Below are 25690 nucleotides of genomic sequence, written 5' to 3'. Positions count from 1 at the left end.
CATCCCGGAGCTTGGCGCCTGATGCCTGCAGCCGAATTCTAGACTTCGATGTTCATTATCCGCTTCACCGCAGCCAGGCCGATGGCTTCGGAGACGGCGGCGAACGCCAGCAATTTAATGCCCATGGGGTTGTTGAAAAGATCCTGCATATACCCCGGGTTGATCAACAGCAGGACCATCAGCAGTCCGATGGGAAGTAAGCCGACGACCAGTCCCGAGATGCGTCCCTGGGCCGTCAGAATCTTGATCTCGCCCTTGATGCGCACCCTCTCCCGGATGGTTTCGGCGATCTTGTCCAGGATCTCGGCCAAGTTGCCTCCAATCTGACGTTGAATAATCACGGCGGTTACCATGAGGTCGAGGTCGTCGCTCTTGACCCGCTCGACCATGGACTGGAGAGCGTCCTCCACGGAGACTCCCAGGTTCAAGTCTTGCAAGGCCCGGCCGAATTCCTTGCTGATGGGGTCGGGCAGCTCCTTCCGTACCATCTCCAGGGCTTGCAGGAAGCTGAACCCGGCTCTTAGAGTGTTGGCGATCATCGCCAGGGCGTCGCACAGTTGACCGTTGAACGCGGCGAGACGCCTGGCCTTGGCCATTCTCAGGTAGAAAACGGGAGCGGCGGCGGCCGGCGCGGCCAGCAGGCAGGCGTTAAGGACCGAGCCGAAGACGAGCAGGCCCAATAGGGCTGCGGCAACGAAGGCCAGGATGACGAAAGCCGCAAACTCCTCGCCCTTTAGCGGGATGTCGGCGCGGACCAGGTCGTTCTCAAGCCGCCGGCCCAGCCCCTTCAACGGGACCAGGCGAGCCAGGGCGCGGACCAACAGGAGCGTCGGCGAGGCGTACCCCCTGGAGCCGGCTTCGGCGGCAGGGGGCAAGTCAGGCTGGGTTTTGGTTACCTGCTCCAGCCGGGTAATCACGGCGGTGTTGCCGTGCGTCAGGGCACGCGTCACCCAGGTTATGAAAAAGAAAACGGATAGAAAACCAAGAATACTGAGATAAAGCAGGATCAACCCCTCCTACTTGCTTCCAACTCCCCATATCGCACCGCTCAATTACCGGATCAGCGAGAAAATTTCCGGGCGCAGGTACAGGCCTTGCCCTTCGAGTTTTTCGGTGAACTTGGGGCGGATCCCGGTCGGCAGGAAGCGCCCGCTGATTCTTCCGTCGGGCTCGACGCCTTGCTGCTGGAAGACGAAGATGTCCTGGAGAATGATAACGTCACCTTCCATTCCCTGGACCTCGGTGATCTGGGTGATTTTACGGGAACCGTCCTTAAGCCTGGATTGCTGCACGATGATGTCGATAGCGGAGGCGATCTGCTCCCGGATGGCCTTGATGGGCAAATCCATGCCGGCCATCAGGACCATAGTCTCCAGGCGCGACAGCATATCCCGGGGAGAATTGGCGTGGCCCGTCGTCAGGGAGCCGTCGTGACCCGTGTTCATGGCCTGGAGCATGTCCAGGGCCTCCCCGCCTCTGACCTCGCCGACGACGATCCTGTCGGGGCGCATGCGCAGGGCGTTCCTGACCAGGTCGCGGATCGTAATGGCGCCCTTGTCCTCGATGTTCGGCGGACGCGATTCGAGGCGAACGGTGTGCTCCTGGTGGAGCTGGAGTTCGGCGGCGTCCTCAACGGTAATGATACGCTCGTCGTCGGGTATGAAGGATGACAATACGTTGAGGGTGGTCGTCTTGCCGCTGCCCGTTCCGCCCGAAACGAGGATATTGAGCCGGCCCTTAACGCATATCTCCAGCATTTTGGCCATCTCCTGGGTCAGGGTGCCGAAGCGGAGCAGGTCTTCAATCTTCAGCCGCTCCCTGGCGAACTTGCGGATGGTCAAGGTTGGGCCGTCCAGGGCCAGCGGGGGGATGATGGCGTTGACGCGCGAGCCGTCCGGCAGCCTGGCGTCAACCATCGGCATCGCTTCATCGATGCGCCGGCCGAGGGGGGCGACGATCTTCTCGATGACGTGCATGACGTGCTCGTTGTCCTTAAAAGTAACGTCGCTCCTTTCGAGCCGGCCGTTGCGCTCTACGTAAACCTGGTTCGGGCCGTTGACCATGACTTCGTTGATGTCGGGGTCCTTGAGCAGAGGCGTTATGGGGCCGTAGCCCAGAACCTCGTCGACAAGCTCCAGGGCCATCCTGTTGCGCTCGTAACGCGGCAGATAGTCGCTTTCCTCATCTATCAGGCGTTTAGCCAGGGTTTCCACCGTCTGGGCGTTGAGCTCCTGCCCGGGGGGGAGCTGTTTGAGCTCCAGTATCAGCTTCTTGTGCAGGTTGATTTTGAGGTCGATGTAAGGCTCCTTTGTACGGGCCAGAGGTCTTGCCACAGGCTTGTCCCTCCTGTCTGGTTTCGGTCGTCGGTCGTGCATCTAAGAGCTAAGAGCCGGCAGCAGTGCCGTAGGCCCTTTGGCAATATTCTCTTAGAGCGAAAACAGGCGCGAGACCAGCGAAGTTTTGCTCGCCGGCTGTTGCGGTTCTTCGGTGATCTGTGTCTCCAGCGCGCGGACCAGGCTACGGAAAGCATCGGTGATTTTGCTCCCCGGGTGTGTAACCATAAACGGCAAGCCCTTGTTGATCGAACTGGCTACCGTCTTTTCGTCGTTGGGGATCTGGACGATGAATTTGTCGTTTAGGACCCGCTCGAGTTCGGCCGTTTTAATGCCGCCGTCCATGTTCGCCCGGTTTAAGACGTAGTGCACCCGGTCCCGCAGGCCCATATCGGTGAAATAGTCGTAACAGGTGTGCGCGTGTTTGACAGCGATCACTTCCGGCACGGCGATAAGGAGCAGCAGGTCGGCGTTGTTGAAAACGGACTGGGCCACCGCATCCAGGTTGGGGGCCAGGTCGACGACGACGTATGTAAAACGCTGCGCCAGAAGGTTCAAAACATTCGTCACGCCGTCGGGAGTGATCAGGTCCAGGTCTTCGCTGGACGGGCCGGCCAGGACCTTTACGCCGGTAAGGTGCGGGACGAGGAAATGCTCGAGGACGACGACGTCGTGGGCGGCCTCGTCAATAAGGTCGGAGATGTTGCGTTTGGGCTTGAGGTTAAGGAGAACCTCCATATCGCCCCTACCGCCGTCAAGCGCGACAAGGGCCACCTTCTTTCCCGCTTGTGCCAGCGCCGCGGCAAGATTGCCGCTGATCAGGGTTCTGCCGACCCCTCCGCGCGTGGTAAAAGGAACGATGATCTTGCCTTCCCGTCTCATCTTGCCCTGCACCTGGGCCCCTAGAAGAACCTGACGCTGCTTGTGTTTATCGTAGACCCGGCGGATGGTGCCGGCCAGTTCCGTGCCGCTGAACGGCTTGACCAGGTAATCGCTGGCGCCGGCGGCCATGGCCTTGCGGATATACTCCTGCTCGCCCTGAATGGAGATGATGATCACCGCGCTTTCCGGGACTTTGCCGGTGATGAGTTCGGTAGCCGTGATGCCGTCGATCTCGGGCAGGTTGACGTCCATCAGCACGATGTCCGGCCTGAGGTCTTCGGCCGAGGCGACGGCCAGCGTGCCGTCGTCGGCTTCGCCGATGACCTTCATGTCTTCCTCAAAGAAGAGCAGCCTCCGGATATCCTCGCGTGTGTTCGCGACGTCGTCCACGATGAGGATCTTGATCGGTTCCATAGTTAGCTACCTCCTTTGTTGACCAGTTGTTCGACGCGTACCGCAGGGGTTTGCGTGACGGCGGTGTCGGCCGGGGAACGAAGCATCAGTCTGATTGATCCGCGCTCGGTGGCGAGAATCAGGTATTCGGCCTGCTTGGGGGTAACGGCGAGCACGCATGTGTTGGCCGCGGGTCCCGACTTGTTTTCGGCGGCCGAGCCGCTGTTGACCGCGAGCACGCGGATGTTTTGCAGAACTATCGAGGTGGAGACGTCGATCGTAACGGCGACGTCAACCTTGTCCCCCGCCTGCAGCATGCCGGAAACGCCCGATACGGGGTCTATGGCGATACTGACGGCCCTTTCGCCCTGTTGAAGAACCAAGGCGAGGTCGTTGCCGGAGTTTTCAGGGGTTGCGAAACGCGAAGCCAGGATCTGTTCGCCGGGATAGATTTCCGCGCGCGCGATCCTGCCCTCGACGTCCTCGATCCTGGTAAAGGCTTCCGGGTGGACATAATCGGCGGGGATTTCCTTGATCTCGAGCGACTGACGGCCGATGGGCGTTCGGGCGGGGATGGTTTGCTTGGCCACGACCACGGGTGCGAAATTGCCCTGGGAACGGTAGGTCTCGGCCAGGTTGTTAAGGTAGAGATAGACGCCTCCCGCCGCAGCGAGACCGCAAACCAGCGCGAAAATGAACAATAGTTTCGTACGCATGGCAGCCCCCATAAATGTTCTTTTGGTAAGCGTAACACCGGGGGCCGGAGTGTTCATCAGACACGTTACTTATTTACTCTGGGACTTGTGTCCCAAATTAATCAAGCCCGGAATAAGGGGCTGTTGAAAAACTTCGCCTGACTTTGAGAAGTGTGAGGCGAGAGGTCAGAGGTGAGTATCAATGAAGGAATTCACCAAGCGAATTCCAACCCTGTGTTCCCACTTCTGACTTCCCACGACCCACATCTCAAAGGCCTTCCGCGCCATGCTCGCTTTTGAACGGCCTCTTGATGGTTGCCTAAGCTCGGTTCAGAGCGTGGCGGGCCTCCGCGGATTGTTTGCGGGCGCAGCTTTCCAAAGGTTGCCCAAGTACGCGCCGAGGCCTTGACGCAGCGAACGTTGGGAGTATAAATCAAAAATGCGCAGTGAGCCGAGGGAAAGCGTCGGCCGCTGTTTGAGCGCAGCGAGTTCGGCCGGCGCCCGAGGCGAACGAGCATCTTCCTCTGTCACGGACAAGTTCGCTGCGGCCAAGGCCGAGGAAAAGCGTACGGCCGACGCTGCGACGGCGGAAGCGCCCGCGAACGTCCTCGTCGGCAGCCACGCTGGCTTCACCTTCGCTAAGAACGGTGCCCGAAGCTTTCAGCAAAGTCGCTTGCGGGGATAAACCCAGACCCGAACAGCAAGGGCTATTATCGAGCTAATGCTAAACATGTTAACGATGTTATTGATAAAAACTGTTAACGATGTCCTGCTACCTGACAAGTAGTCGGTAGTCGGTACTTGATGGATTCGCTCCGCGAATTCCTACTATTCTGCCGCCGGCTACTAAGACGACCAAATAGAATCAGCAATTCCCGAACGGGGATTACTTCGAGGTTTAGCTTGGCCGAAAGAAAAACTCCACTTTGTTTAAAAGCGGAGTTCTGCAGCGTTTAACACTGGAGTCAGGCGCTACTTTTCGTGGTGCCAGGTGATCTTAATGCGGGCGACTTCCTCGATTTCCCGCGTCCGTTGCCGGGTCATGAGCCGGGTTACCCCTTCCAGCGGCGGAACACCTTCGTAGAGAACGGCGTATACCTGCCTGGCGATCGGCATCTCGACGTTGAGCCTCCTGGAGAGTTCGGTGGCGGCGATGGTGGTCCGGACCCCTTCGACGACCATCCTCACAGCGCTGAGAGCTTGTTCCAGGGTCCTGCCCTTTCCTATCTCCATTCCGAAACGCCGGTTCCGGCTGTGCATGCTTGTGCAGGTAACGATAAGGTCGCCGACGCCGGTCAGGCCGCCGAAGGTTAGCGGGTCTGCGCCCAAATGGACGCCCAGCCGGGTGATTTCGGCAAGGCCCCGCGTCATGAGCGCGGCTTTCGTGTTATCTCCGTAGCCCAGGCCGTCGGAGATCCCGGTGGCGACGGCAATGATGTTTTTTAAGGCTCCGCCGAGTTCCACACCGATCAGGTCCGGGTTGGTATAGACTCTGAGCTCGGGGGATATGAAAAGGTCCTGGACGAACTCGGCCACCGGTTTGCAGGGGGACGCCGACACCAGGGCGGTCGGCATGGCCCGGCCGACTTCTTCCGCATGGCTGGGTCCCGACAGGCTGGCGTAACGGGACAGGGTCCTGTCCCCCGTAACCGATTTGTAAACTTCGGAAAGCCGCAGGAGCGAATCCGCTTCAATGCCTTTGGCGACGTTGACGCAGGGCGCGTCGCCGAGGTGCCGGGACACCGTTTCGAGCACCTGGCGAAAGGCGTGCGAAGGCACGGCAAAGACGACGCATTCGGCGCCGGCCAGGAGCGCTTTCCAGTCTGCCGATATTTCTATCGACAAAGGTATTTTAACCCCTGGAAGATAGGCCTTGTTTTCCCTAGATGAAGACAATTCCGCGGCATGGTCGGGGCGCCTGGCCCACAGCCTGACAGGCCGGCCTTTGCGCGCCAGGTGGACGGCAAGCGCCGTTCCCCAGCTCCCGGCGCCCAGGATGGCTACTCTGGTCATGGCGATCTCCCCATTACATTTGCCTGGCGTGGTTTACGGCATCCTGGAAGATGGGCAGCCCTTCGGCTGCCGCGGGCCCTCGTCGCCAGTTGGGGTGCTGCGTCGGCAGCACGAACCGTTCGGGATGGGGCATGAGGCCCATTATCCGCCCGGACGGGTTGCAGATCCCGGCCACGGCGCGCAGCGAGCCGTTAGGGTTGGCCGGGTAGGCCTGGGTGGGGCGCCCTTCGGCGTCGACGTACCGGAATACGACCAGCCCCCGGCGCTCAAGGTCGTCCAGGACGTCCTGGCTGGTGAAAAACTTGCCCTCCCCGTGGGCCACCTGGTAGGTCACGGTGCGTCCGGCCAGGCTTTCCGTAAACACGCACGGGCTTTTTTCCACTTTCAAGGATACCCAGCGACACTCGAAACGGCCACTGTCGTTCGGCATCAGCGTCGTCGTGATCGACTCTATCCGCGAATACGGTAGGAGCCCCGTTCTTACGAGGACCTGGAAGCCGTTGCAAATCCCCAGGAGCAGGCGTCCTTTGTTCACGAACTCCTGCAGCTGTTCGCGCAGCAGGGACGTCAATTCGACGGCCAGGATCTTTCCGGACAGGACGTCGTCGCCGTATGAGAAACCGCCGGGAATGACCATGATCTGATAGTCAAGGAGACGCTTGCGACCGGAGCGCAGCTCGTTGACGTGCAGGTAATCGGCCCGTGCTCCGGAAAGCTCGAGGGCAAAGGCCGTTTCCTGGTCGCAATTGGTCCCGTCGGTGCGCAAAACGCAGGCCCGTGGCTTCAAGCTCCGAATACCTCCTTCATGGGACGCTGCCATGCTTCCTTCAGCTCATCAACGAGGACGGCGAAACGCTGTTCGCCAAGGGAAACACTGACGCGCCGGTCGGCGGTAGTGCTCCCGATCACGCGCCAAGGAACGTCGCCGAAGAGGTCGCCGGGAGCGGTTTCCGGCGCGAGCTCGACGATAAAACATCCCGCCGTTTCGTTAAACAGGAAATAATCTGGACGCTGGTCCGGCGGTACCGAAACGGCGACGCCGCATCGGCCCCCGATGCACATCTCGGCGATGGCCGCGGCCAGGCCGCCCTCGCTGATGTCGTGACAGGCCAGGACCTTGCCGGAATTGATGGCCCGGTACAAAGCCCGGCAGGTGCCGGTGAAAGAGGCCAGATCGACCTTCGGCAGCGCCGTTCCGGCCAGGCCGAGGTTTTCCCAGTAGACCGACCCGGCCATTTCGGTGATGTCGCGCTGACCTACAAGCAGGACCTGGCTTCCCGCCTTCTTGAAGTCGGCGGAGACGGTGTTCTTAACGTCGGGAATCCGCCCGAATGCGGAAACGCACAGCACGGGCGGGATCCGGATTGTCAAGCCGCCGGCGCCGCGGTAAGTGCTCGAAAGGCTGTCCTTGCCGGAGATGAAGGGACAGCCCAGGGATCTGGCAAAATCGGTGCAGGCGTCGACGGCGCGGTCGAGGGCCCACAGCATCTCTTCGTCCGGGACGGGCCAGATGAAGTTATCGATCAGGGCCAGCTCGTCGATGTTCGCTCCCGCGGCCACAGCGTTGGCTACGGCTTCGGCCGCCGCCCAAATGCTTCCCCAGTAGGGGTCGATCCGGTTGAGGATGGGATTGAGGCCGTGCGCGATGACGAGCCCGTAAGGTTTGCCGAGGATGGGGGTCAAGACGCAGGCGTCGTTGGGGCCGCTGCCGTCGACGCCACCCAGGGGAGGCAAGGCGTTGGTGCCCTGCACGCCGTGGTCGTAAACGCGCACGATGGGCTCCTTGGAGCAGACGTTCAGGTGCGCCATAACGTCCTTGTAGGCTTTCACCCAATCGGCTGGCGGGTCGGGCATAAGCTCCGGCTGCGGATTGCGGGGCGGCCGCGCCGCTTGCATGCGCCGCTGAGGCAGCCCGCCGTGGAGGAAGGCCATGCTCAGGTTCATAACCTCCGCTCCTTCGTAGGTCGCCCGGAAACGCCCGTCGCCGGTGAAGGTGCCGAGAACGGTCGCTTCAACGTTGTGCTCGCGGCAGATCTCCCGGAAGCGGTCGATGTCGGAGGGCCTGACGGCGGCGACCATGCGCTCCTGGCTTTCCGACAGCAGGATCTCCCACGGCGCCAGGCCCGAGTATTTCAGCGGGGCCTTGTCCAGGGCCAGCACGGCGCCGGTTGAAGCGCCCATTTCGCCCACGGCGGAAGCGAACCCGCCCGCGCCGCAGTCGGTGACGGCACGGATCAACCCCTCGTCGCGGGCCGCCAGGAGAGCGTCGCTCATGCGTTTTTCCTCGATGGGATGGCCGATCTGGACGGCCTGGGCGTTGACATCCATCGTCCGGTCCGTCATCGCGGCGCTGGAAAAAGTGGCCCCGTGGATGCCGTCCCGGCCGGTGCGCCCGCCGATGACGACGACAAGGTCTCCCGGCTCGGGCTTCCCTTTCTCGCACCGGTCGGCCGGCAGCAGGCCGTAGGAGCCTACAATGACCGTGGGTTTGGCGCGGAAGTCGCGGTGAAAATGTACCGAACCGTTGTTGGTAGGTATGCCCATACGGTTGCCATAATCCCGTACTCCGGCCACCACCTGGCGCAGGAGGTAGTTCGGATGCATGCACCCCTGGGGAATCTCTTCAAGAGGGGTATCGGGCGGAGCGAAGCAGAACATGTCGGTGGAGGCAATAACCTTGGCTCCCTGCCCGGTGCCCATAACGTCCCGGAAAACCCCGCCGCTGCCCGTAGCGGCGCCGCCGTAAGGCTCGATCGCCGACGGGGAGTTGTGCGTCTCGACCTTGCCGCAGACGGCCCAGCCGTCGTAAAAAGCCAACACGCCGGAGTTGTCGACGAAAGCCGAGAGCACCAGCGGGTGATTGATGCTGTTGGTGGCCTCCTGCAGGCGTTTCAGGAGAGGCCTCTTTTCCCGGCCGTCCACCGTCAGGTGTGCTTTGAAGGTCTTGTGCACGCAGTGCTCCGACCAGGTCTGCGCCAGGATTTCGACCTCGCAGTCGGTCGGCTCGCGGCCGATGGCCCTGAAATGATCCTGGATCAGGCGCATCTCTTCCAGGTTCAAAAACAGCTTGTCTTTGCTGAGCTCCATGAGCTCTTCGTCGGTCATGCCGGTAATCGGGATGGAGAGCGTGGGAGCGGAACGGCCGGTAATGATCAGGGTTTCGGGCTTTTCCCGGACAACGTGTTGAACGGTGGCGTTGACGAGCAGGCGGCGCAGAATGGTGTCGATATCGTCCGGGGTGATTTCCGGGCCGTAAAAGGCGTATTCCCAGCTTGAATCTGCGGCGACGACGTGCGAAAGGCCGAGATCCCGGGCCGACTTGATCAGGGATCCCGCTTCCGGGTTCATGACGCCCGGACGGTAAGCGACCTCAACCAACCAGTTAGTGTCCGTGATGATCGGCTCGTTGACGGTGTATACCTGGAAGATGTCTTCGCAAAGAAGGGTCCGCGCCAGGTACCCGGCTTCCGCGACGGTAATCCCCTCAAAGCGAAAAACCTTGGCCGTTCTTACGGCCTGCACCGTGGAGATGTGCAGGGACCGCTGGATTTCAGCCAGGGTTTGCCTCCCTTTGGCGTCGGGAAGCGAGCTTCGGACGGCTACGCGCACTTCTTGAATGGCCAATGTAGGACACTCCCCCTCCCCACGTCCCCTATTCTACCATAAAGAAGCCAAATGCAAGAAGTCAGAGGTTGGACTCGAAGAAATTCGCTTTGCGAATTTCAAACTATAAACCAACAGCTATCTTCGGGCGCCGAACTTGTATTCGTTGCCCTGGATCAGCCGCTTGATGTTCGAACGGTGCTTGTAGATCGCCGCCGCGGCCAGGATGGAAGTGAAGATCAGGTAGTCGCGGCTGAAGCCAAGGTAGTAAAACCACAAGGGGATCGATACCGCAGTAATAATGGAGGCCAGGGACACGTAACGGCTGACGGCCAGCGTCACCGCCCAGACGATAAAACCACCGAGGGTCGCCAGAGGGGAAAGCATCAGCAGCACTCCCCCGCTCGTGGCGATCATTTTGCCTCCCCGGAACCCTAAAAAGACCGACCAGCCGTGCCCGATAACGGCGGCTGCGCCGGTGAGGAGTTCGACCTCCGGGGCGCCGTAGACGCGCCCCAGCCAGACGGCCAGCGCCCCCTTGCCGACGTCTGCAGCCAATACCAGGGTCCCCGGGAGGGGGCCGAGAACGCGCCAGACGTTGGTCGCGCCGATGTTCCCGCTGCCGTGGGCGGTGATATCGACGCCTCTGATCGCCTTGGCGACGAGATAACCGAAGGGCAGGGCTCCGAGAAGGTAGCTGATCAGCACCAGGATCAAGGTTTCCACGGTATTCACTTGGTCTCCCTTCCGCGCCAGATGATACGCACCGGCGTTCCCTCAAAGCCGTAGGCGCGCCGCACCTGGTTTTCGAGATACCGACGATAGGCGTTGGTGCCGAGCGCCGGGTCGTTGACGAAGAGGACGAAGGTCGGCGGGCCCGTCGAGACCTGGGTTGCGTAGTAGCACTTCAGCCTCCTCCCCTTCTCGGCCGGCGGTGGCGCGGCGAGGAAGGCATCCTGCATGAGGCGGTTGAAGTCGCTCGTTTGCACGCGCCGGGTAAACTGGGCGTAGACGCTGTCGACGGCGTCCAAAATGTTCCGAACCCGGTGTCCGGTAACGGCGGAGGTGTAAACGAGCGGGGCGTAGCTTATGAAGGCCAGTTCCCGCCGGACGGCCTCGGTGTAACGGTTCATCGTGCCGCTGTCTTTGGGGACGAGGTCCCACTTGTTGACCGCGATGATCGTCCCGCGGCCGGCTTCCTCAGCCAGGCCGGCAATCCGCTTGTCTTGGGCGGTTACGCCTTCAACAGCGTCGATGACCAGAACGGCGATATCGGCCCTCTCCAGAGCCCTCTGGGAGCGCATGACGCTGTAACGCTCCACCGGCTCGGAAATCCTGCTCCTTCGCCGTATCCCCGCCGTATCGATGAACACGTACCGCCGGCCGTCGCGCTCCAGGAAGGTATCGATGGCGTCACGGGTGGTCCCGGGGATGTCGCTGACGATGACGCGCTCCTCACCCAGAATTGAATTGACGAGCGAAGATTTTCCGACGTTCGGACGCCCGATGAAGGCCACCTTGACGGCCTGTTCCTCCCGGGTGGCCCCGGCTTCGACCGCCAGGCGGGCCACCACCTCGTCCAGAAGGTCGCCGACGTTAAGGCCCAGTTGGGCCGAGACCGGCACGGGGTCGCCGAGGCCCAAGCTGTAAAACTCGGCCAGGGGCAGAGGTTGATCGAAGTTGTCGATCTTGTTTATAACGGGGATAACGGGTTTACCTGCCCGGCGCAGAATATTGGCTACCTCGATGTCTTCGGGCACCAGGCCGTCGCGGCTGTCAAGAACGAACATAATCAGGTCGGCTTCGGCAATGGCCTGTTGGGCCTGGGCGGTGACCCTGGTAGCCATGGTGTCCTCCGAGGCGGTGTCGATGCCGCCGGTATCCACAAGGGTAAACGCCCTGCCCGCCCATTCGGCGTCCTGGTGCAAGCGGTCGCGCGTGACGCCCGGCTGGGCCTCGACGACGGCGGCGCGCGTTCCGACGATCCTGTTGAAGAGCGTGGACTTCCCGACGTTCGGGCGCCCGACGATAGCGACGAGGGGTTTATTCAAGGGTGGCTCTTTCCTCCTCTCGAAACCGCAATGTTTTAATGGCCTGATCCCGCTGCTTTTAAGACCCGTATCCAGTCCCGGGGGTCGCGGCTGGTAACGACGGGTTTCTCCAGGATTCTTTCCAGGTCAGCGGCCGTCAGACCGTCAAGGGTCAGGCCGTCGTCATTGAAGCACACGCTCGGTATAACAACCAGGCGGCCGAGGTTTTTGCCCTTGAGTTGGCTGGCGATGTCCTTCCCTGTCAGCAGCCCGGTCACGGTTACAGCGGGCCCGAAGAAGTTGTTGCGGATGGGCAAGACCCGCACGTCCAGCCCTATGCGGCGCAGCGGGTGCAGGGCCTCTTGCAGAATCGGCGCCGCGAGCGTTCCCGAAACGACGGTGATCTTCTGCGTTGCGCCCAGAGGCTCGGTCAACCCGCCCAACCATATTTTAAGCGCGTCGAGGTGTTGTCTTACAAGGCCGATGCCGTTTTCCAACTGCGGGTATTCCCCGTACAACTCCGCCGGCGGGACCGGCGCCCCTGCCTTTAGATAAACCTCGTCGGCCGCGTGGACCAGTGGATCGCCCAACGCCTTAAGGAATTGTTGCTGCCAGCGCTCGACCTTGGCGACGAGGGCGGAGGCTTCCTCCCGCGACAGAGTCTTCAGCGGGTAAAGCCCCTGGCGAAACCTGGTAAGCCCCACCGGGACGATGGCGATGGAACGGACCCGGGGCCAAAAACCGGCAAGGTCTGTTATAGTCTTGTCCAATTCCCGCCCGTCATTAATGCCCGGGCAAAGGACGATCTGGGTGTGCATTTCTATGCCGGCGGACTTCAAGAAGGCCAGCTGCTGCATGATTAGGCCCGCTCTCGGATGCTGCAGCATTTGTTTGCGCAGGTCGGGATTGGTGGTGTGGACCGAAATATACAGCGGGCTTAAGCGCTGGCCGGCGATGCGCTCGAGGTCGTGCGGGCCGGCGTTGGTCAGCGTGATAAAGTTTCCTTCCCAGAAAGAAAGGCGGTAGTCGTCGTCGTTTACGTAGAGCGACGGCCGGAGACCCGGCGGCATTTGGTCCAGGAAGCAAAAAAGACACCTGTTCTGGCACCTGCGCAGGCCAGGAAAGGGTTGGTCAAAGACCAGGCCGATGTCTTCGTCGTACTCCTTATCGATCTCCAGTACCAGTTCTTCCCCGCCGGCCTTTTCAACCCGCAATTCCACGTGTTCGTCGGCGAGGGCGAAACTGTAGTCGATCAAGTCGCGGATGGGCATATCGTTAGCCGCTACCACGGTGTCTCCCGCGACGACGGGCAGAGATGCCGCAATGCTGTCCTTTCTTACCGCGCTGACTACAAGCCCCACTTAAGTACCGGGAACCCTCCTTAAGCTGCCATTTTTCACCGTTTTCGACGCCGGTTGTCCAATCCCTGCCGGAGGGGCGATGCGGGAAGCCGGAAGTGGGCGACGAGGTCCCGTCCGGCTCTCGGCCAGGTAAGGGACAACAGGTTTTTGGCCAGGCGGTTCAGGCGGTGCCGGTAAAGCCAGGTCACCAAACGTATGAATAGGCTGTTCCGCCGGAGCGGTACGGTTATAACGTCGCCGTGCGGGATGTCGTGCATGATGCAAAAGCTTTTAACGATACGGGTCAGGAAGACCTGCGACGCAGGATACCACAAGGCGAAGACCGGCAGCCCCTCCCGGCTCCGGCCGACCCGGCGGCAATCCTGCGGGCTGGACAGGAAATCAAACGCCGCCGGGTTCCGCGCCGATGCACCGCTGTCCGTTTCGTTAAGGGCGGCCAGAGCGGCAAGGGGTGTGTCGTCAACGTACAGTAAGGCCTTCAATCCTGTCTATTTCCTCCTCAGCCTGTTTTACCAGCTGCACCAGGCGGGGGTAGGCTTTTCTGGTGCCTTGGGCGATTAAAAAAAAGCCGATGCGCTTCCACCGCGCCCGCCTGGAAAGATAGCCGCCGACCCGCATCTGCCAGTTCAGAATGGGCGTGGTGTCGACCAGCAGCTGACGACCGTTTTCGATCAAGGCGTGGAGCAAGCTGCTAAACACACCTTCAGTTACCCTGGCGTAGCCCAGGCGACCCAGGATCCAGATTTCACGCCCCTGTTCATCGCGCCCGTAAAAGGCGATTCTTCCATAATCAGACCCTGCCCGTTTGTCAAAAAAGGGCAGGGTCTTCAGTTCACTGTCCGAGGGTCGGCGGCGGGGGTCCAAGAGACGAAGGTGCAGGGCTGCGGCGAGAACGGAGGAATGAGTGCCGCCAAAACAATGATAAAGGATCTTCAATTGCGTTACCCCTTTGCAGAGCTATCGTTCTCCCTCGCCGCCCTCCTTCCGGTTGTTCAGCTTGAGCCCGATTTCCTTGCTGAAGAACTGGCCCAGTTTTTCCTGAGCCTGCTTTACGCCGCCGGCGCTGACAACAAGGAAGACGCCGGCGCCCACCACCGTAATAGCCAGGATCCATAGCAGCGCCGTCCAGACCCCCGGTGACGTTCCCGCCCGCGGGGTCACGCCCGGGCTCACGCCGAGGACGGTGGGAATGGCGTCGGCCAGCAGGGTGATGCCGTCCTCGGCCTCCTGCCTGGATACCGTATGGGTTCCGGCCTCGACCAGAATCGCGGTCGGCATCAGGTCCTGGTTATAGTTACCTCTGCCGATGAAGACTTCCTTGACTAAATTTGGATGGGTTTTGTTTGCAAAAGCCATCAGACGCCTGGCGAAGTCTTTATTGGCATTCATGTTGGGGTTCTGGCTACCGATTACGAGTCTGAGCTGGCTGATTTGCCGGCCGTTAACCGTCCGCCGGTAAAAGCTGGCGTCGGGAACGCCGTCCCGGTGTACGTCGATCAGGGCGGCGGGGTTGCGCTTCATAAGCTCGACGACGGTCTTGCGGGACCGCACGTAAGACTGGGCGTCGTGGGGTTCGTGGGTGGCGAAGCTGTGGTCGGCCCTTACACCTTGATCCCGCAGTGACGAGGCCAGGGCGGTTCCGACCCGGAAAATGCCGCCATTACCGGGTTTGGACTCGGTTCCGTCTGTCGGGACATAGGATTCGTCGCTGTGGGTGTGGTAGATGCCGATGGCCCTGGAACGGTTTGTTTGGGCCTGGGCCGGCAGGGCATACCGGTCAAAGTATTCCATGTAGGCCAGCAGGTCGCGGTCAATGCCTACCATCTCGGCTTTGGCGAGATTCCCCTTGACCGAAACGATGCGGTACTGCTCGCCGTTTCCGCGGATGATTTCGTCGCCCTTGTAAACATGACGGGCAAGCTTGGTAACAAGGCGCCCGTCTTTGTCGACGACCGTAGAGTATTCGCCTGCGGTCATATGGTCCAGTTCCTGCGTCAGGTTGAGGGGCGCCCATGCGGGCAGGTTCTCGGGAGAACTGTAATAAGCAAGGATAGTTCCCGCACAGATCAGGCAAGCGACTAAAATCCCCAGTTTAGCGGTCTTCATCCCTTTGACCTCCCTCTCCAGGGGTTTTAAGAGCGTCCAGCGTGGCTTTACTACGGCCTTCTGAACGCGGCCCCCCTTGTATCCGTTCCCTGATTTCCCCGACTACCTCGGCGAGGAGCACCGCCAGCAGACCAGAGATGACGATAACGTCGAAGGCTCCGGCGCCGCCGATGTGTATGCTCCCCGGGGTGCGCGTCGCGGCGAGCCTGGTCCACTGAAAAATGTCAGCCAGGAGCACCCCCAGGATGGCCGCCACAAAGGAGGCCCTCCGCGAGCGTCCCACGGCGTAAGCGATGATGGCGGCCACAATGGGATACAGGTAGATGATGTCGATGAAGTCGTACCGGCCTGCAGGCTCGGGCAAACCGGTCATCACGAAGGTTCCCACCCCGTATACGACTGCGCCGGTAAGCAGGGCTCCTAAAAGGGCCCGCGTTCTTTCCGCCGTCTCGTCGGCACGGTAGAGCAAATAGCCGGCCAGGGCCACGGGGACGATGCCGCCGCCCACGTTAAGGGCGACCGTGTTGCGGCCCAGCGGAATCGGGATGTCGATGAGGCTGCCGACCACCATGGCGCCGAGAATCAATAGCGCGGCGCGGTCGGTAAGCCTCATCCTGTCCAGGACGCGGTGCAGCAAACCAAGGTAGATCAGCACGGAAACAACGATCAGGATAATAACGCCGATTGGAAGCCTGTCCATATCACCTGCTCCTTCGCTTTGCAAATATTAATGCTAGGTTCTCCTACGGAGCAGGAATTAATGCAAATTTAAGGGGCGGCCTGAAAAGGCCGCCCTGCTCTAAAAAGTTTTTTCTATTTCTTTTTCGCCTACTCTTCCTGGGTCAGCTTGTCCCCCACCGCGTCGCCGATGGTCGTCCCCTCATCCCTGTTTTCCGGCATATCGGCGAACTCCCGCCCCGCCGCTTCGCGCAACGAAAGACGGATCCGCTTGGACTCCTGGTCAACGCTTAAGACCTTAACGTTGATTTCCTGTCCTTCCTGGACCACGTCTTCCGGTTTGGCCACGTGCCATTCGGCGAGGTGGGAGATGTGGATGAGACCTTCGACGCCGGGTTCGAGTTCCACGAACGTGCCGAACGGGACCAGCCGGACCACCCTGGCTTTAACGATGGAACCTTCCGGGTATTTCTCGGCCACGGTATCCCAGGGGTTGGGAAGGACCTGTTTCAGGCTCAAGGAGACCTTCTCGCTTTCCCTGTCGACCCGCAGGACCTTAACTTCGACCTCGTCGCCGACGTTGAGCACTTCCGAAGGGTGATTGATGCGGTGCCAGGAGATCTCCGAAATGTGCAAAAGCCCGTCCAGCCCGCCGATGTCGACGAAAGCCCCGAATTCCGTCAGCCGGCGCACCGTGCCGCGGACGACGTCACCCTCCTGAATGCTTTCCAGGGTGCGTTTGCGTTTTTCCGCATACTCGGTTTCCAGAACGGCCTTGCGGGAAAGGATGACCTTTTTGCGGCTGCGGTTGAGCTCGATGATCTTGGCCCTTACCTTCCGGCCCACGAACTGGGCCAGGTTTTCGACGAACCCCCTGTCGGCCTGGGAAGCAGGCAGAAAAGCCCTTACCCCGAGGTCGACCAGCAGGCCGCCCTTGACTACTTCGCGGACCATCCCTTCAACAGGTTCCTCGTTTTGGAAGGCCTGTTCGAGTCGTTCCCAGGCCTTGACGGCGTCAGCGCGGTTTTTCGAGAGAATGATTCTTCCCTCATTGTCCTCTGCCTTTACCACCCAAACATCTATCTCATCTCCCACCTGGACGATGTCCTGTGGGGAGGTGACTTCACAGCAGGACAACTCACGAAGCGGAATCACACCTTCCGATTTGGCGCCCACGTCGACCAGGACTTCATCCTGGCCTACGTATACCACAACGCCCCTAACAATTTCCCCTCCTCTGAGAGATTTGACCTGCATCGACTGCATCTCGTCTTCTGGGTTCGTCATTTCTTCCATCTCTCGCATCCGTTGTTCAACCTCCTCGATAATCCAATCCGGTGTGGATGCCCCCGCCGTAAGCCCCGCGATCTCTACGTTACGGAACCAACGGGGGTCAAGCTGGTCGGCGGTCTCAATCTGATAGGTTGGTGTCCCGGTCTTGCGACATAGATTCGTAAGCTTGTTGGTGTTCGCGCTGTCGGCCCCGCCCACAACAACCATCACCTGGACTTCCTTGGCCAGCTCAAGAACGGCCTTCTGCCGTTCGGCAACAGCATTGCAAATAGTGTTGGAAACCGCTACGTCGCCCATCTTTTGGCGCAAAACCTTGACCACGGCCTCAAAATTGTCCTGGGGCTGGGTGGTCTGGGCGACGACGCCGACCCTGGGGAAGACCGGCAGGTCCCGCGCTTCATCGGGGTTTTCGACGACCATGGCCTTCCCGCCTGTCCATCCCACAATCCCGCGTACCTCCGGATGATGTCTGTCGCCGACCACGACGACCTGATACCCGGAAGCGGTCAGGTCCGAGGCAAGCTGCTGCGCGCGCCGGACGAACGGGCAGGTGGCGTCCACAACCGTCATGCCGAGGCCTTCCGCTTCGGAGAGCACGCTCGGGTCTACGCCGTGGGAACGGATGATCAACGTTCCTTCCGAAGCCTCGTTTACGTTCTCGATCACGTTAATACCCCGGTCTTGCAGGTACTGCACGACCTGGGGATTGTGAATCAAGGGGCCCAACGAATAAATCGGCTGTTTTCCTTCACGCGCCGTCTTAAGGGCCAGCTCGATGGCTCTGCGCACACCGAAGCAAAAACCAGCCTTGGCGGCCAGCTTGACCTCCATTGCTTCACTACCTCATCTCATTCATCAAGGACCTGATGTCTTGCATAACCTGGTCGAGGTACGCCTCCATTTGCTCCTTGCCCGGCTTGTCCTTTACCGCCGGGGGATACACCGGATTGCCGATGCGGACGCAGACCTTGCCAAAGCCGGACGCGCCGACGACGGCGACCGGGAGAATGGGAACACCGGTCTTAAAAGCCAGAAGTGCGGCGCCCAGATGGGGCTTGAGAAGTTCTCCCGTCCGGCTCCGGGTTCCCTCCGGGAAGATACCGAGAACCTCGCCTGCGGCCAGCACCTCCCGGGCCTTTTTCAGGGCCGCCCTGTCTATCCCTTCGCGGCGTACCGGGAAAGCCGCCAGCGCGGACAAAAGCCGGCCGAACACGGGGAACGAAAAAAGTTCGGCCTTGGCCATGTAGTGGACTTTTCTGCGCAGCGCGCACCCTACAATGATTGGATCCCAGTAGCTCGTATGGTTGGCGGTGACAATCAGCCCGCCCGTTGCGGGAACCCTGTCTCCCCCCCTGACGTCCCACCGACGCAAGGTCAAAAGGATTGCCCGGCAAAAGAGCCAGGCAAAGCGGTAGATCATTGGCGTTTCAGCACCTCCGTGGCAAGAAGGTTGACGACTTCCTCCACGGTCTTCCCGGTCGTGTCGATGACTTTGGCGTCGGGCGCGGGTTTCAGGGGAGCCACCTCGCGGGTGCTGTCGATAAAATCCCGCTTTTCGATTTCTTGCACGAGTGTTTCGAGATCGATGTCGTGGCCCTGGCGCCGCAGGTCGCCCTGCCTTCTCCTTGCCCGTTCACGGACCGAAGCCGTAACGAAAAACTTGTGGTCGGCCTCGGGCAGAACGCAGGTTCCGATGTCCCGGCCCTCCATGACGACCCCGCCGCTGCGCGCCATTTCGCGCTGGAGCGTCGTCAGCCGTTTCCTGACCGCATAAATGCGCGCCACGTATGAAACGTGCCGCGACACTTCCGGCGAACGGATTTCCTCGGTCACGTCTTCCCCGTCGAGGAAAACGCGCAGCCCGTTTCCCGAAGAGACAAGATCAATGCTAACTTTTCCCGCCAGGGACCCTACGGCCTCGTCTTCGGTTGACGGGACGCCTTCGCGCAGCGCCTTGAGCGTAACGGCGCGGTACATGGCCCCCGTATCGATGTAAAGGAACCCGAGCCGGCGGGCAAGCAGCTTGGCGACGGTACTTTTGCCGGCTCCGGCCGGGCCGTCGATGGCGACTACGTTCCGCATCACCAGGGGCGAAAGTCCTCCCTCGCGATCATTGGGCAACAACTTCGACAAAACTGCGATTTTTCCTCTATATAAATGCAAATGGGACAACGAACGGGCCTGTTGGGCAGTATTATTCTTCGGTCAGCATATTTAATGCAGCGGCGAAGCCCGGATAGGAAACGGCCGCGCACTCACCGTCGGCGACCTCCGTGACGCCCTCGGCCACAAGGCCGGCAACCGCCGCCATCATGGCGATGCGATGGTCTCCGTGGCTTTCACAGGCCGCCCCGCGCAAAGACCAGCCTCCGGCGATTATCAAACCGTCTTCGGTTTCCCGCACGCGCGCCCCCAGCCTCCCCAGTTCCCTGGCGATGGCCGCCAGGCGGTTGGACTCTTTGACCTTCAGTTCGGCGGCATCCCGGATGACCGTTTCGCCCCGGGCGCAGGCGGCCGCAAGGGCCAGCACCGGGATCTCGTCGATCAGCCGCGGAATGATGGCGCCGGCGATAGTCACCCCTTTAAGCGGGGCGCTGCGGACGCGGATGTCGGCCCTCGGTTCGCCGCCCGACTCGTCCGGGCGCAGGGTTTCGATATCGGCGCCCATTTCCCTGAGCACCTGGATTATACCGTCGCGCGTGGGGTTCACCCCGACGTCCAGAAGGGTCACGTCACTTCCCGGGACGATCGTCGCGGCCACTATGAAAAAGGCCGCCGAGGAAATGTCGCCGGGAACCGTGACATCGCGCGCTGCGAGCCTGCCGGGCCGCAGCCGGATCGCCTGTCTCTCGCGGGTGATTTCGGCTCCGAAGGAAGCCAGCATCCTCTCCGTATGGTCACGCGAAGGCACCGGCTCGATGACTTCGGTAACGCCTTCGGCGTTCAAGCCCGCCAGCAGGATGGCCGATTTGACCTGGGCGCTGGCCACGGGCAGGCGGTACGATATGCCTTTTAAACGGCGCCCGGAAATGGCCAGCGGGGGGAACCTGTTGTTGTCACGCGCCAGGATGCGGGCGCCCATTTCGCCGAGGGGGTTGATGACGCGGGCCATGGGGCGCCGCCTGAGCGACTCGTCTCCGGTCAGGACGCTGAAGAAGGGTTGGCCGGCCAGAACCCCGCAGAGCAGGCGCATCGTCGTTCCGGAGTTGCCGGCGTCCAGGACGTCGGACGGCTCGCGCCAGCCATCCGGCCCGAGGCCGTGAACGACGACGCTGCCGTTGTCGGGCCCTTCAATCCGCACTCCGAGTTTTTGCAGGCAGCGAAGCGTGGACAGGCAGTCCTCGCCCTCCAGGAAGTTATGGATGCGCGTGGTGCCGTGCGCCAGGGCCCCGATAATCGCCGCCCTGTGCGAAATGGATTTGTCCCCCGGGGGGCGCAGGACACCCTTCAGGGGTCCCGATCGTCGCGTTTTAAGCATCTGCAAACGCCTCCTGACGTTTAACCGTTGTGCGATACCACCTTGATGCCGGCGTGTTTCAGTATCTCCCGCGCCGCATCCCTGGCCTCGCGGCTGGCAAAGGAAAGCCGCACGGTGCCGCCCTCGCCTTCCCTGACCCGCAGGATTTCAAGGTCCGAGATGTTCAAGCCGTCGGCGGCGAGGACCGAGGCCACCTCCGCGATGCTTCCGGGACGGTCCGGGATGTTGATGAGCAGGTTGAAAAGGTCGTGAAGAAACCCTTTGGCTTTGGAAGGCACCGCTTTCCTCAGCTCGCGGGCGTCCTGCAGCAGTGCCTGCAGGCCTTGCAAATCGCCCGCTTCCAGGAGATCGTCGATCCGGTCCAGCTCTTTCCTGAAGTGGGCCATCGCCGCCCGGAGCATGGCGCTGTTCGTAGCCAAGATGTCCCGCCAGACCTCGGGGTTCCCGGCGGCCACGCGCGTGGTGTCCCGGAACCCCCCTGCGGCCAGGGAGAAGATCTCCTTCGAGCCGGGCATCGACCCCACCGCGTTGACCAGCGCCACGGCCGCCATGTGAGGCAGGTGGCTGATGGCCGCCACCGCAAAATCGTGGGCGGCCGGGGACATCTCGATCGGTTTTGCGCCGACGGCCCTGGCGAGTTCCCCCACCACCCTCAGGGCCGACGGCGAAGTCCTGGGAGTGGGTGTGAGCACGTAGTAGGCGCCTTCAAAAAGGTACCGGTCGGCGAAGCGTACGCCGGCCGCTTCGGAACCGGCCATCGGGTGCCCGCCGACAAAAAAGGCGCCGTCGGGCATTACCGCTTCCGCCTGCTCCACGATCTGCTGTTTGGTGCTCCCCACGTCGGTGACGATGGTCCCGGGGGTAAGGTGAGGGACGACCTCACGGACGGACTTGATGATGGAGGTAACGGGCGTGGCGACGATCACCAGGTCGGCCCCGCGCACGCCCTCGGCCAGCGAGGCGGCCGTGCGGGTAACCGCCCCCATCCGCTCGGCTTCGCGCAGGTTTTCCGGGTTGCGGCCGATGCCCACGACCTCGCGGCTGAGCCCGCGCTGCACGATACCCATTCCCAGCGAACCGCCGATCAAACCGACACCGATAATGCCCACTCTATCGAACATAAACAGCACCTCCCGCTCACAAAAACAAACGGAACCCGCACAGTGCCGCTAGTGACGCAGCAAAGGGGGTCCGAAGAGGGATCAAGGATTGACTACGTCAAGCCCGTCGTTACGCCTAAGGAACAAAACGGCCCACCGCTTCAGCCACGTTCCTGACGTCGCGCATCATCGTCATGAATTTTTCGGGGTTGAGAGACTGAGCCCCGTCGCAAAGAGCCTCGGCCGGGTTCGGGTGCATTTCGACGAGCAGCCCGTCGGCCCCGGCGGCGACGGCGCTGCAGCACATCGGGGCGACGAAGCGCCACCGGCCGATGCCGTGGCTGGGATCGACGACTATCGGCAGGTGCGACAGGTACTTCACGATGGGCACCGCGGTCAGGTCCAGGGTGTTGCGGGTGTACGTGTCAAAGCTCCGGATGCCGCGCTCGCACAGGATCACCTGGGTGTTGCCCGACGCCAGGATGTACTCCGCCGCCATCAGCCACTCCTCAATCGTGGCGGACAGGCCTCTCTTGAGGAGGACCGGTTTGGGGATGCCGCCCAACTCACGCAACAAGTTGAAGTTTTGCATGTTGCGGGTACCGATCTGAATAATGTCAGCGTACTTCGCCACAACCTCCAGGTTGCGGATATCCATAACCTCGGTGACGATTTTAAGCCCGAACCGTTCCCGAGCCTCAGCCAGAATCTTGAGTCCTTCCTCGCCGAGCCCCTGGAAGGAATACGGGGATGTCCTCGGCTTGAACGCTCCGCCGCGGAGGATCTTGGCCCCCGCCCGGCTGACGATCTCGGCCGCTTTAAGGAGCTGCTCCCTGCTTTCCACGGCGCACGGCCCGGCCATCACCTGCACGGCCTGGCCGCCGATCTCAACGTCGCCGACTCTGATGATGGTGCCGGCCTCGTTCATGATGCGGCTGGCCAGCTTGTACGGCTGCAGGATCGGAACGACGGCCTCCACGCCCGGCAGCGCCCCGAGTGCGATGTCCGCAAGACCCGTCTCATCGCCAATAACCCCGATGATAGTGCGCTCAACCCCCTTGGAGAGGTGGACTTTGAAACCCTTTTGCTCGAGCTTCGCCATCACTTGGCTGATTTCTTCTTCGGTAGCATTGTGCCGCATTACGATTACCATTATCAGAAATCCTCCCTTAAAGTCCCGTCAAAAGCTTCTATAAAAACCGCGTTTTCATCCGGTGTCCCGATGGTCACCCGCAGCATCGTCGGGTACCCGAAGCCTCCCCTGACGATGACCCCGCGCCTGAGCATGCGCCGGAAGACCTCCTGTTCGGGACGGCCCGCATCAAAAAAGATGAAGTTCGCCTCGGACGGCACGTAGGAGATGCCCCGGGACGTGAATGCGCTGTACAGAAAACGTTTCCCTTCTCGCGCGAGGTCCTGGGAGCGCCTGACAAATTCGCGGTCGCCGAGGGCCGCCAGCGCCGCGGTCTGGGCGAGGGCATTCACGTTAAACGGTTCCCGCACCCGTTCCAGGTAGGCGATCAGGTCCGGGCTACCGATAGCATAACCCACGCGCAGGCCGGCCAAGCCGTAGATCTTGGAAAAGGTGCGCAAAACGATGACGTTCCTGCCGCGGCGGAAATAATCGAGGCCGTCGGGATAGAGCGGGTCGTCGACGTATTCGAAATAGGCTTCGTCCATGACCACGAGAACCCTGGGGGGCAGCTTGTCGAGGAAGGTCTCGAATTCGTCCTTGCGCACGATCGTGCCTGTCGGGTTGTTGGGGTTGCAGATGTAGACGATCTTCGTGCGCGGGGAGATCCGGGTGGCCATGGCCTCCAGGTCGAGGCGGTAATCGGTTAACGGCACTTCCACGGGCTCGGCCTTCATGAGGCGTGCCAGCGGCTCGTAGCGCGGGAAGCTCGGAACGGGCATAACCGCCTCGTCGCCCTCGTCCAGAACGGCCAGCGAGAGCTGCTGGACGACCTCGTTGGAACCGTTGGCCAGGAGAACGGCCTCCGGTTCGACGTCCAGCGCAGCGGCAAGGGCCCTCTTCAACCGGTAAGCGCTCCCGTCGGGATACCGGTGGACCTCCCCGATAGCCCGGGACACGGCTTCGACCGCACGCGGAGACGGGCCGAGGGGGTTTTCGTTCGAGGCCAGCTTGATAACGCGCTCCAGCCCCAATTCCCTTTGCACCTCTTCGATCGGTTTCCCGGGCTTGTATACCGCCAGGCTCCCGATATTGCTTTTGATTAAGCTGTCCAGCATTCCCTGATGACCTCCCCGTTTTTGCCAAGCCCATCATTATTGACCAATACTATCACAGGGCTCAGGGCCTAGGCAATGACCCGGCGCGCAAATTCGTCATCTAAAACTGACTTATATGAAGAAGCTGTCGTATTCGACCCCAAGATTGTCCAGATGCCGCATCGGGCCGCGTCAAAATGGAAATGACCGGCACTCAGTACAGTTACCGGCCATTACCAGACCAGCTCTGCTAAGCTTCATCAAAAATCTCGAGAAATCTCAACTCGACTCGTCTAACCTCGTCTTTTATTTAGTTAAGTGACACCATAGCATGCCGCGCGCAAAAATGTCAAGCATTTAAACTTAAGGTTAGGGCATCAGGCCAAGCCGGCCTATCTCCTCTTGCTCCAGAAGGCGCAACACGGCGATGTTGTGTTTCAGTGTGGACAAGATTACCGGTTTTTGACGCCGTTTCTTGTCGGGGTCAAGGATGATTTTCACCTCGGGAAAGGCCGAGTGTCCTTTGGGGGTACCGATCACGACGCCGATTTCTCCGCACGAGAGCTCGACGATGCTTCCTGAGGGGTAAGCCGGAATGTTATACAGAAAAGCCAGGAGCAAGTCGTAATCAAACCAGTAATCCCCCGCCGCCGCCAGCATCTCGAAAGCCTGGTGCGCCGGCACGCCTTTGCGGTAAACGCGGTCGGCGGTCAGGGCGTCGAAAATGTCGGCCATGCCCGCAATCTGGGCCATGGGACTGATATGCGGGGCCTTCAGTCCCAACGGGTATCCCTCGCCGTTGCAGCGCTCGTGGTGGCTGTAGGCGATCTCGGCCGCAGACGGGTTGTCGGCCAGCAGCTCCTTGGCGAACACCGTATGCTGTTTGACGATGGCATATTCCTCTTTGGTCAGCGGACCGGGCTTGTTCAAGATCGAGGAAGGGATGCGCCTTTTTCCTATATCGTGAAACAAGGCCCCCATTCCCAGCTCGAAAAGCTTGCGGCGTTTGTATCCCAGGGTTATTCCGGTCAGAACGCTTAGAACGCAGACGTTTACCGAATGGTAATAGAGATACTCGTCCTCGGCCCGGATGTCCATGATGTTCAGGGCTGAAGAGGTTCCGGAGGCGTTGGACAAAATCTCGTCGATAATGTTGTTTACCGTGGCGTCAAGCGTCGCCGTTGTGACCGGCCCGTCATCGCCGGGGCTGTCGAACAGCCCCCTGACAAGGTTGGCGGCTTCAGCGCGTGTTTCAACCGAGACGGCGCCGGGTACACCGGCGTCGTCCAGGAGGCCGTCATCAATAACAATAGAGGGGATGCCCAGGATCACCAGGCGGGATATGATGCGGTCGGTCAAAACGACTCCCGCCTGAAGGTAGGGCTCCATGTGCGGGCCGAGAACCGGCTGCCCGACCTTCATGCCCGAGACGAGGTTTTGTACGGCAACCTTCCGCAAAACGACACCTCAACCACTTTATCGCCTTAAGGCATTAT

Annotated in this window: 23 protein-coding genes; 1 reads left to right on the top strand and 22 read right to left on the bottom strand. The window is 60.9% G+C overall.

Translation table 11 applies throughout. The features are described from left to right. Positions 1–38: 38 nt before the first annotated feature. From ACPV0M_RS04400 to cpaB, 4 genes are read right to left on the bottom strand one after another with little or no spacing between them, the layout of a single operon-like run. A complete protein-coding gene (locus ACPV0M_RS04400; protein WP_425621745.1) occupies positions 39–1010 on the bottom strand; it encodes a type II secretion system F family protein in 972 nt (323 codons plus the stop codon). A gap of 42 nt (positions 1011–1052) precedes the next feature. After that, on the bottom strand, positions 1053–2375 hold the full coding sequence (locus tag ACPV0M_RS04395; RefSeq protein WP_425621744.1) for a CpaF family protein: 1323 nt from the start codon (positions 2373–2375) through the stop codon (positions 1053–1055). A gap of 51 nt (positions 2376–2426) precedes the next feature. Continuing rightward, a complete protein-coding gene (locus ACPV0M_RS04390; protein ID WP_425621743.1) occupies positions 2427–3629 on the bottom strand; it encodes an AAA family ATPase in 1203 nt (400 codons plus the stop codon). Positions 3630–3631: 2 nt separating this feature from the next. Beyond that, positions 3632–4324 (bottom strand): Flp pilus assembly protein CpaB, encoded by a 693-nt coding sequence (cpaB, locus tag ACPV0M_RS04385; RefSeq protein ID WP_425621742.1) that lies wholly within the window; start codon positions 4322–4324, stop codon positions 3632–3634. A gap of 418 nt (positions 4325–4742) precedes the next feature. On the opposite strand from cpaB, the gene ACPV0M_RS04380 reads away from it, so the two are divergent. After that, complete coding sequence (locus tag ACPV0M_RS04380; RefSeq protein WP_425621367.1) at positions 4743–4988, top strand: hypothetical protein; 246 nt, start codon at positions 4743–4745, stop codon at positions 4986–4988. A 287-nt stretch (positions 4989–5275) separates the two neighbouring features. On the opposite strand, the gene ACPV0M_RS04375 is transcribed toward ACPV0M_RS04380, so the two are convergent. The 18 genes from ACPV0M_RS04375 to ACPV0M_RS04290 all read right to left on the bottom strand — a co-directional run bounded on the left by ACPV0M_RS04375 (position 5276) and on the right by ACPV0M_RS04290 (position 25652). Continuing rightward, entirely contained in the window at positions 5276–6316 is a 1041-nt protein-coding gene (locus tag ACPV0M_RS04375; protein ID WP_425621741.1) for an NAD(P)H-dependent glycerol-3-phosphate dehydrogenase, read from the bottom strand. A gap of 13 nt (positions 6317–6329) precedes the next feature. Next, positions 6330–7103 (bottom strand): phosphoribosylformylglycinamidine synthase I, encoded by a 774-nt coding sequence (gene purQ, locus ACPV0M_RS04370; protein WP_425621740.1) that lies wholly within the window; start codon positions 7101–7103, stop codon positions 6330–6332. Continuing rightward, positions 7100–9940 carry a phosphoribosylformylglycinamidine synthase subunit PurL gene (gene purL, locus ACPV0M_RS04365; protein WP_425621739.1) on the bottom strand — a complete coding sequence of 947 codons (2841 nt, stop codon included), beginning with the start codon at positions 9938–9940 and terminating at the stop codon, positions 7100–7102. Before purL ends, purQ begins: the two co-directional genes overlap by 4 nt. 117 nt (positions 9941–10057) lie before the next feature. Next, positions 10058–10654, bottom strand: coding sequence for a glycerol-3-phosphate 1-O-acyltransferase PlsY (gene plsY / locus ACPV0M_RS04360; RefSeq protein WP_425621738.1), 597 nt, complete (start codon positions 10652–10654; stop codon positions 10058–10060). Continuing rightward, complete coding sequence (gene der, locus ACPV0M_RS04355; RefSeq protein ID WP_425621737.1) at positions 10651–11970, bottom strand: ribosome biogenesis GTPase Der; 1320 nt, start codon at positions 11968–11970, stop codon at positions 10651–10653. The genes plsY and der overlap by 4 nt, the downstream gene beginning before the upstream one ends. Before the next feature lie 35 nt (positions 11971–12005). Further along, positions 12006–13310 carry a DUF512 domain-containing protein gene (locus ACPV0M_RS04350; protein WP_425621736.1) on the bottom strand — a complete coding sequence of 435 codons (1305 nt, stop codon included), beginning with the start codon at positions 13308–13310 and terminating at the stop codon, positions 12006–12008. 35 nt (positions 13311–13345) lie between these two features. Then, entirely contained in the window at positions 13346–13792 is a 447-nt protein-coding gene (locus tag ACPV0M_RS04345; RefSeq protein ID WP_425621735.1) for a hypothetical protein, read from the bottom strand. Then, on the bottom strand, positions 13770–14246 hold the full coding sequence (locus tag ACPV0M_RS04340; RefSeq protein WP_425621734.1) for a DUF3189 family protein: 477 nt from the start codon (positions 14244–14246) through the stop codon (positions 13770–13772). The genes ACPV0M_RS04345 and ACPV0M_RS04340 overlap by 23 nt, the downstream gene beginning before the upstream one ends. A 21-nt stretch (positions 14247–14267) precedes the next feature. Next, entirely contained in the window at positions 14268–15416 is a 1149-nt protein-coding gene (gene spoIIP, locus ACPV0M_RS04335; protein WP_425621733.1) for a stage II sporulation protein P, read from the bottom strand. After that, a complete protein-coding gene (locus tag ACPV0M_RS04330; protein WP_425621732.1) occupies positions 15403–16116 on the bottom strand; it encodes a DUF1614 domain-containing protein in 714 nt (237 codons plus the stop codon). The genes spoIIP and ACPV0M_RS04330 overlap by 14 nt, the downstream gene beginning before the upstream one ends. Before the next feature lie 128 nt (positions 16117–16244). Next, the gene (locus tag ACPV0M_RS04325; RefSeq protein WP_425621731.1) at positions 16245–18218 is read right to left on the bottom strand and encodes a bifunctional 4-hydroxy-3-methylbut-2-enyl diphosphate reductase/30S ribosomal protein S1; all 1974 of its coding nucleotides are present in this window, start codon (positions 18216–18218) and stop codon (positions 16245–16247) included. A gap of 7 nt (positions 18219–18225) precedes the next feature. Further along, on the bottom strand, positions 18226–18807 hold the full coding sequence (locus ACPV0M_RS04320) for a lysophospholipid acyltransferase family protein (protein ID WP_425621730.1): 582 nt from the start codon (positions 18805–18807) through the stop codon (positions 18226–18228). Then, positions 18804–19469, bottom strand: a complete 666-nt coding sequence (gene cmk / locus ACPV0M_RS04315; RefSeq protein WP_425622126.1) for a (d)CMP kinase — start codon at positions 19467–19469, stop codon at positions 18804–18806. Before cmk ends, ACPV0M_RS04320 begins: the two co-directional genes overlap by 4 nt. A 112-nt stretch (positions 19470–19581) precedes the next feature. Next, positions 19582–20865, bottom strand: coding sequence for a 3-phosphoshikimate 1-carboxyvinyltransferase (gene aroA / locus ACPV0M_RS04310; RefSeq protein WP_425621729.1), 1284 nt, complete (start codon positions 20863–20865; stop codon positions 19582–19584). 20 nt (positions 20866–20885) lie between these two features. Beyond that, positions 20886–21986 carry a prephenate dehydrogenase/arogenate dehydrogenase family protein gene (locus ACPV0M_RS04305; RefSeq protein WP_425621728.1) on the bottom strand — a complete coding sequence of 367 codons (1101 nt, stop codon included), beginning with the start codon at positions 21984–21986 and terminating at the stop codon, positions 20886–20888. Positions 21987–22101: 115 nt separating this feature from the next. After that, positions 22102–23118 carry a 3-deoxy-7-phosphoheptulonate synthase gene (aroF, locus tag ACPV0M_RS04300; RefSeq protein WP_425621727.1) on the bottom strand — a complete coding sequence of 339 codons (1017 nt, stop codon included), beginning with the start codon at positions 23116–23118 and terminating at the stop codon, positions 22102–22104. 2 nt (positions 23119–23120) lie between these two features. Beyond that, a complete protein-coding gene (gene hisC / locus ACPV0M_RS04295; RefSeq protein WP_425621726.1) occupies positions 23121–24215 on the bottom strand; it encodes a histidinol-phosphate transaminase in 1095 nt (364 codons plus the stop codon). Between the two features lie 348 nt (positions 24216–24563). Beyond that, complete coding sequence (locus ACPV0M_RS04290; RefSeq protein ID WP_425621725.1) at positions 24564–25652, bottom strand: HD-GYP domain-containing protein; 1089 nt, start codon at positions 25650–25652, stop codon at positions 24564–24566. Positions 25653–25690 lie beyond the last annotated feature (38 nt).

The organism is Desulfosceptrum tomskiensis, from assembly GCF_049818055.1.
Lineage (GTDB): Bacteria > Bacillota > Desulfotomaculia > Desulfotomaculales > JASEER01 > JBFLVT01.
Note: the sequence above shows the minus strand (reverse complement) of the source record. Positions and strands in the feature narration are given on the sequence as shown.

Excerpts from the sequence above, each read along its gene's own strand:
- ACPV0M_RS04395 (WP_425621744.1), bottom strand. The coding sequence starts at position 2,375 with ATGCACGACCGACGACCGAAACCAGACAGGAGGGACAAGCCTGTGGCA.
- ACPV0M_RS04390 (WP_425621743.1), bottom strand. The coding sequence starts at position 3,629 with ATGGAACCGATCAAGATCCTCATCGTGGACGACGTCGCGAACACACGC.
- cpaB (WP_425621742.1), bottom strand. The coding sequence starts at position 4,324 with ATGCGTACGAAACTATTGTTCATTTTCGCGCTGGTTTGCGGTCTCGCT.
- ACPV0M_RS04380 (WP_425621367.1), top strand. The coding sequence starts at position 4,743 with ATGCGCAGTGAGCCGAGGGAAAGCGTCGGCCGCTGTTTGAGCGCAGCG.
- ACPV0M_RS04375 (WP_425621741.1), bottom strand. The coding sequence starts at position 6,316 with ATGACCAGAGTAGCCATCCTGGGCGCCGGGAGCTGGGGAACGGCGCTT.
- spoIIP (WP_425621733.1), bottom strand. The coding sequence starts at position 15,416 with ATGAAGACCGCTAAACTGGGGATTTTAGTCGCTTGCCTGATCTGTGCG.
- ACPV0M_RS04330 (WP_425621732.1), bottom strand. The coding sequence starts at position 16,116 with ATGGACAGGCTTCCAATCGGCGTTATTATCCTGATCGTTGTTTCCGTG.
- ACPV0M_RS04325 (WP_425621731.1), bottom strand. The coding sequence starts at position 18,218 with ATGGAGGTCAAGCTGGCCGCCAAGGCTGGTTTTTGCTTCGGTGTGCGC.
- ACPV0M_RS04320 (WP_425621730.1), bottom strand. The coding sequence starts at position 18,807 with ATGATCTACCGCTTTGCCTGGCTCTTTTGCCGGGCAATCCTTTTGACC.
- cmk (WP_425622126.1), bottom strand. The coding sequence starts at position 19,469 with ATGCGGAACGTAGTCGCCATCGACGGCCCGGCCGGAGCCGGCAAAAGT.
- aroA (WP_425621729.1), bottom strand. The coding sequence starts at position 20,865 with ATGCTTAAAACGCGACGATCGGGACCCCTGAAGGGTGTCCTGCGCCCC.
- ACPV0M_RS04305 (WP_425621728.1), bottom strand. The coding sequence starts at position 21,986 with ATGTTCGATAGAGTGGGCATTATCGGTGTCGGTTTGATCGGCGGTTCG.
- aroF (WP_425621727.1), bottom strand. The coding sequence starts at position 23,118 with ATGGTAATCGTAATGCGGCACAATGCTACCGAAGAAGAAATCAGCCAA.
- hisC (WP_425621726.1), bottom strand. The coding sequence starts at position 24,215 with ATGCTGGACAGCTTAATCAAAAGCAATATCGGGAGCCTGGCGGTATAC.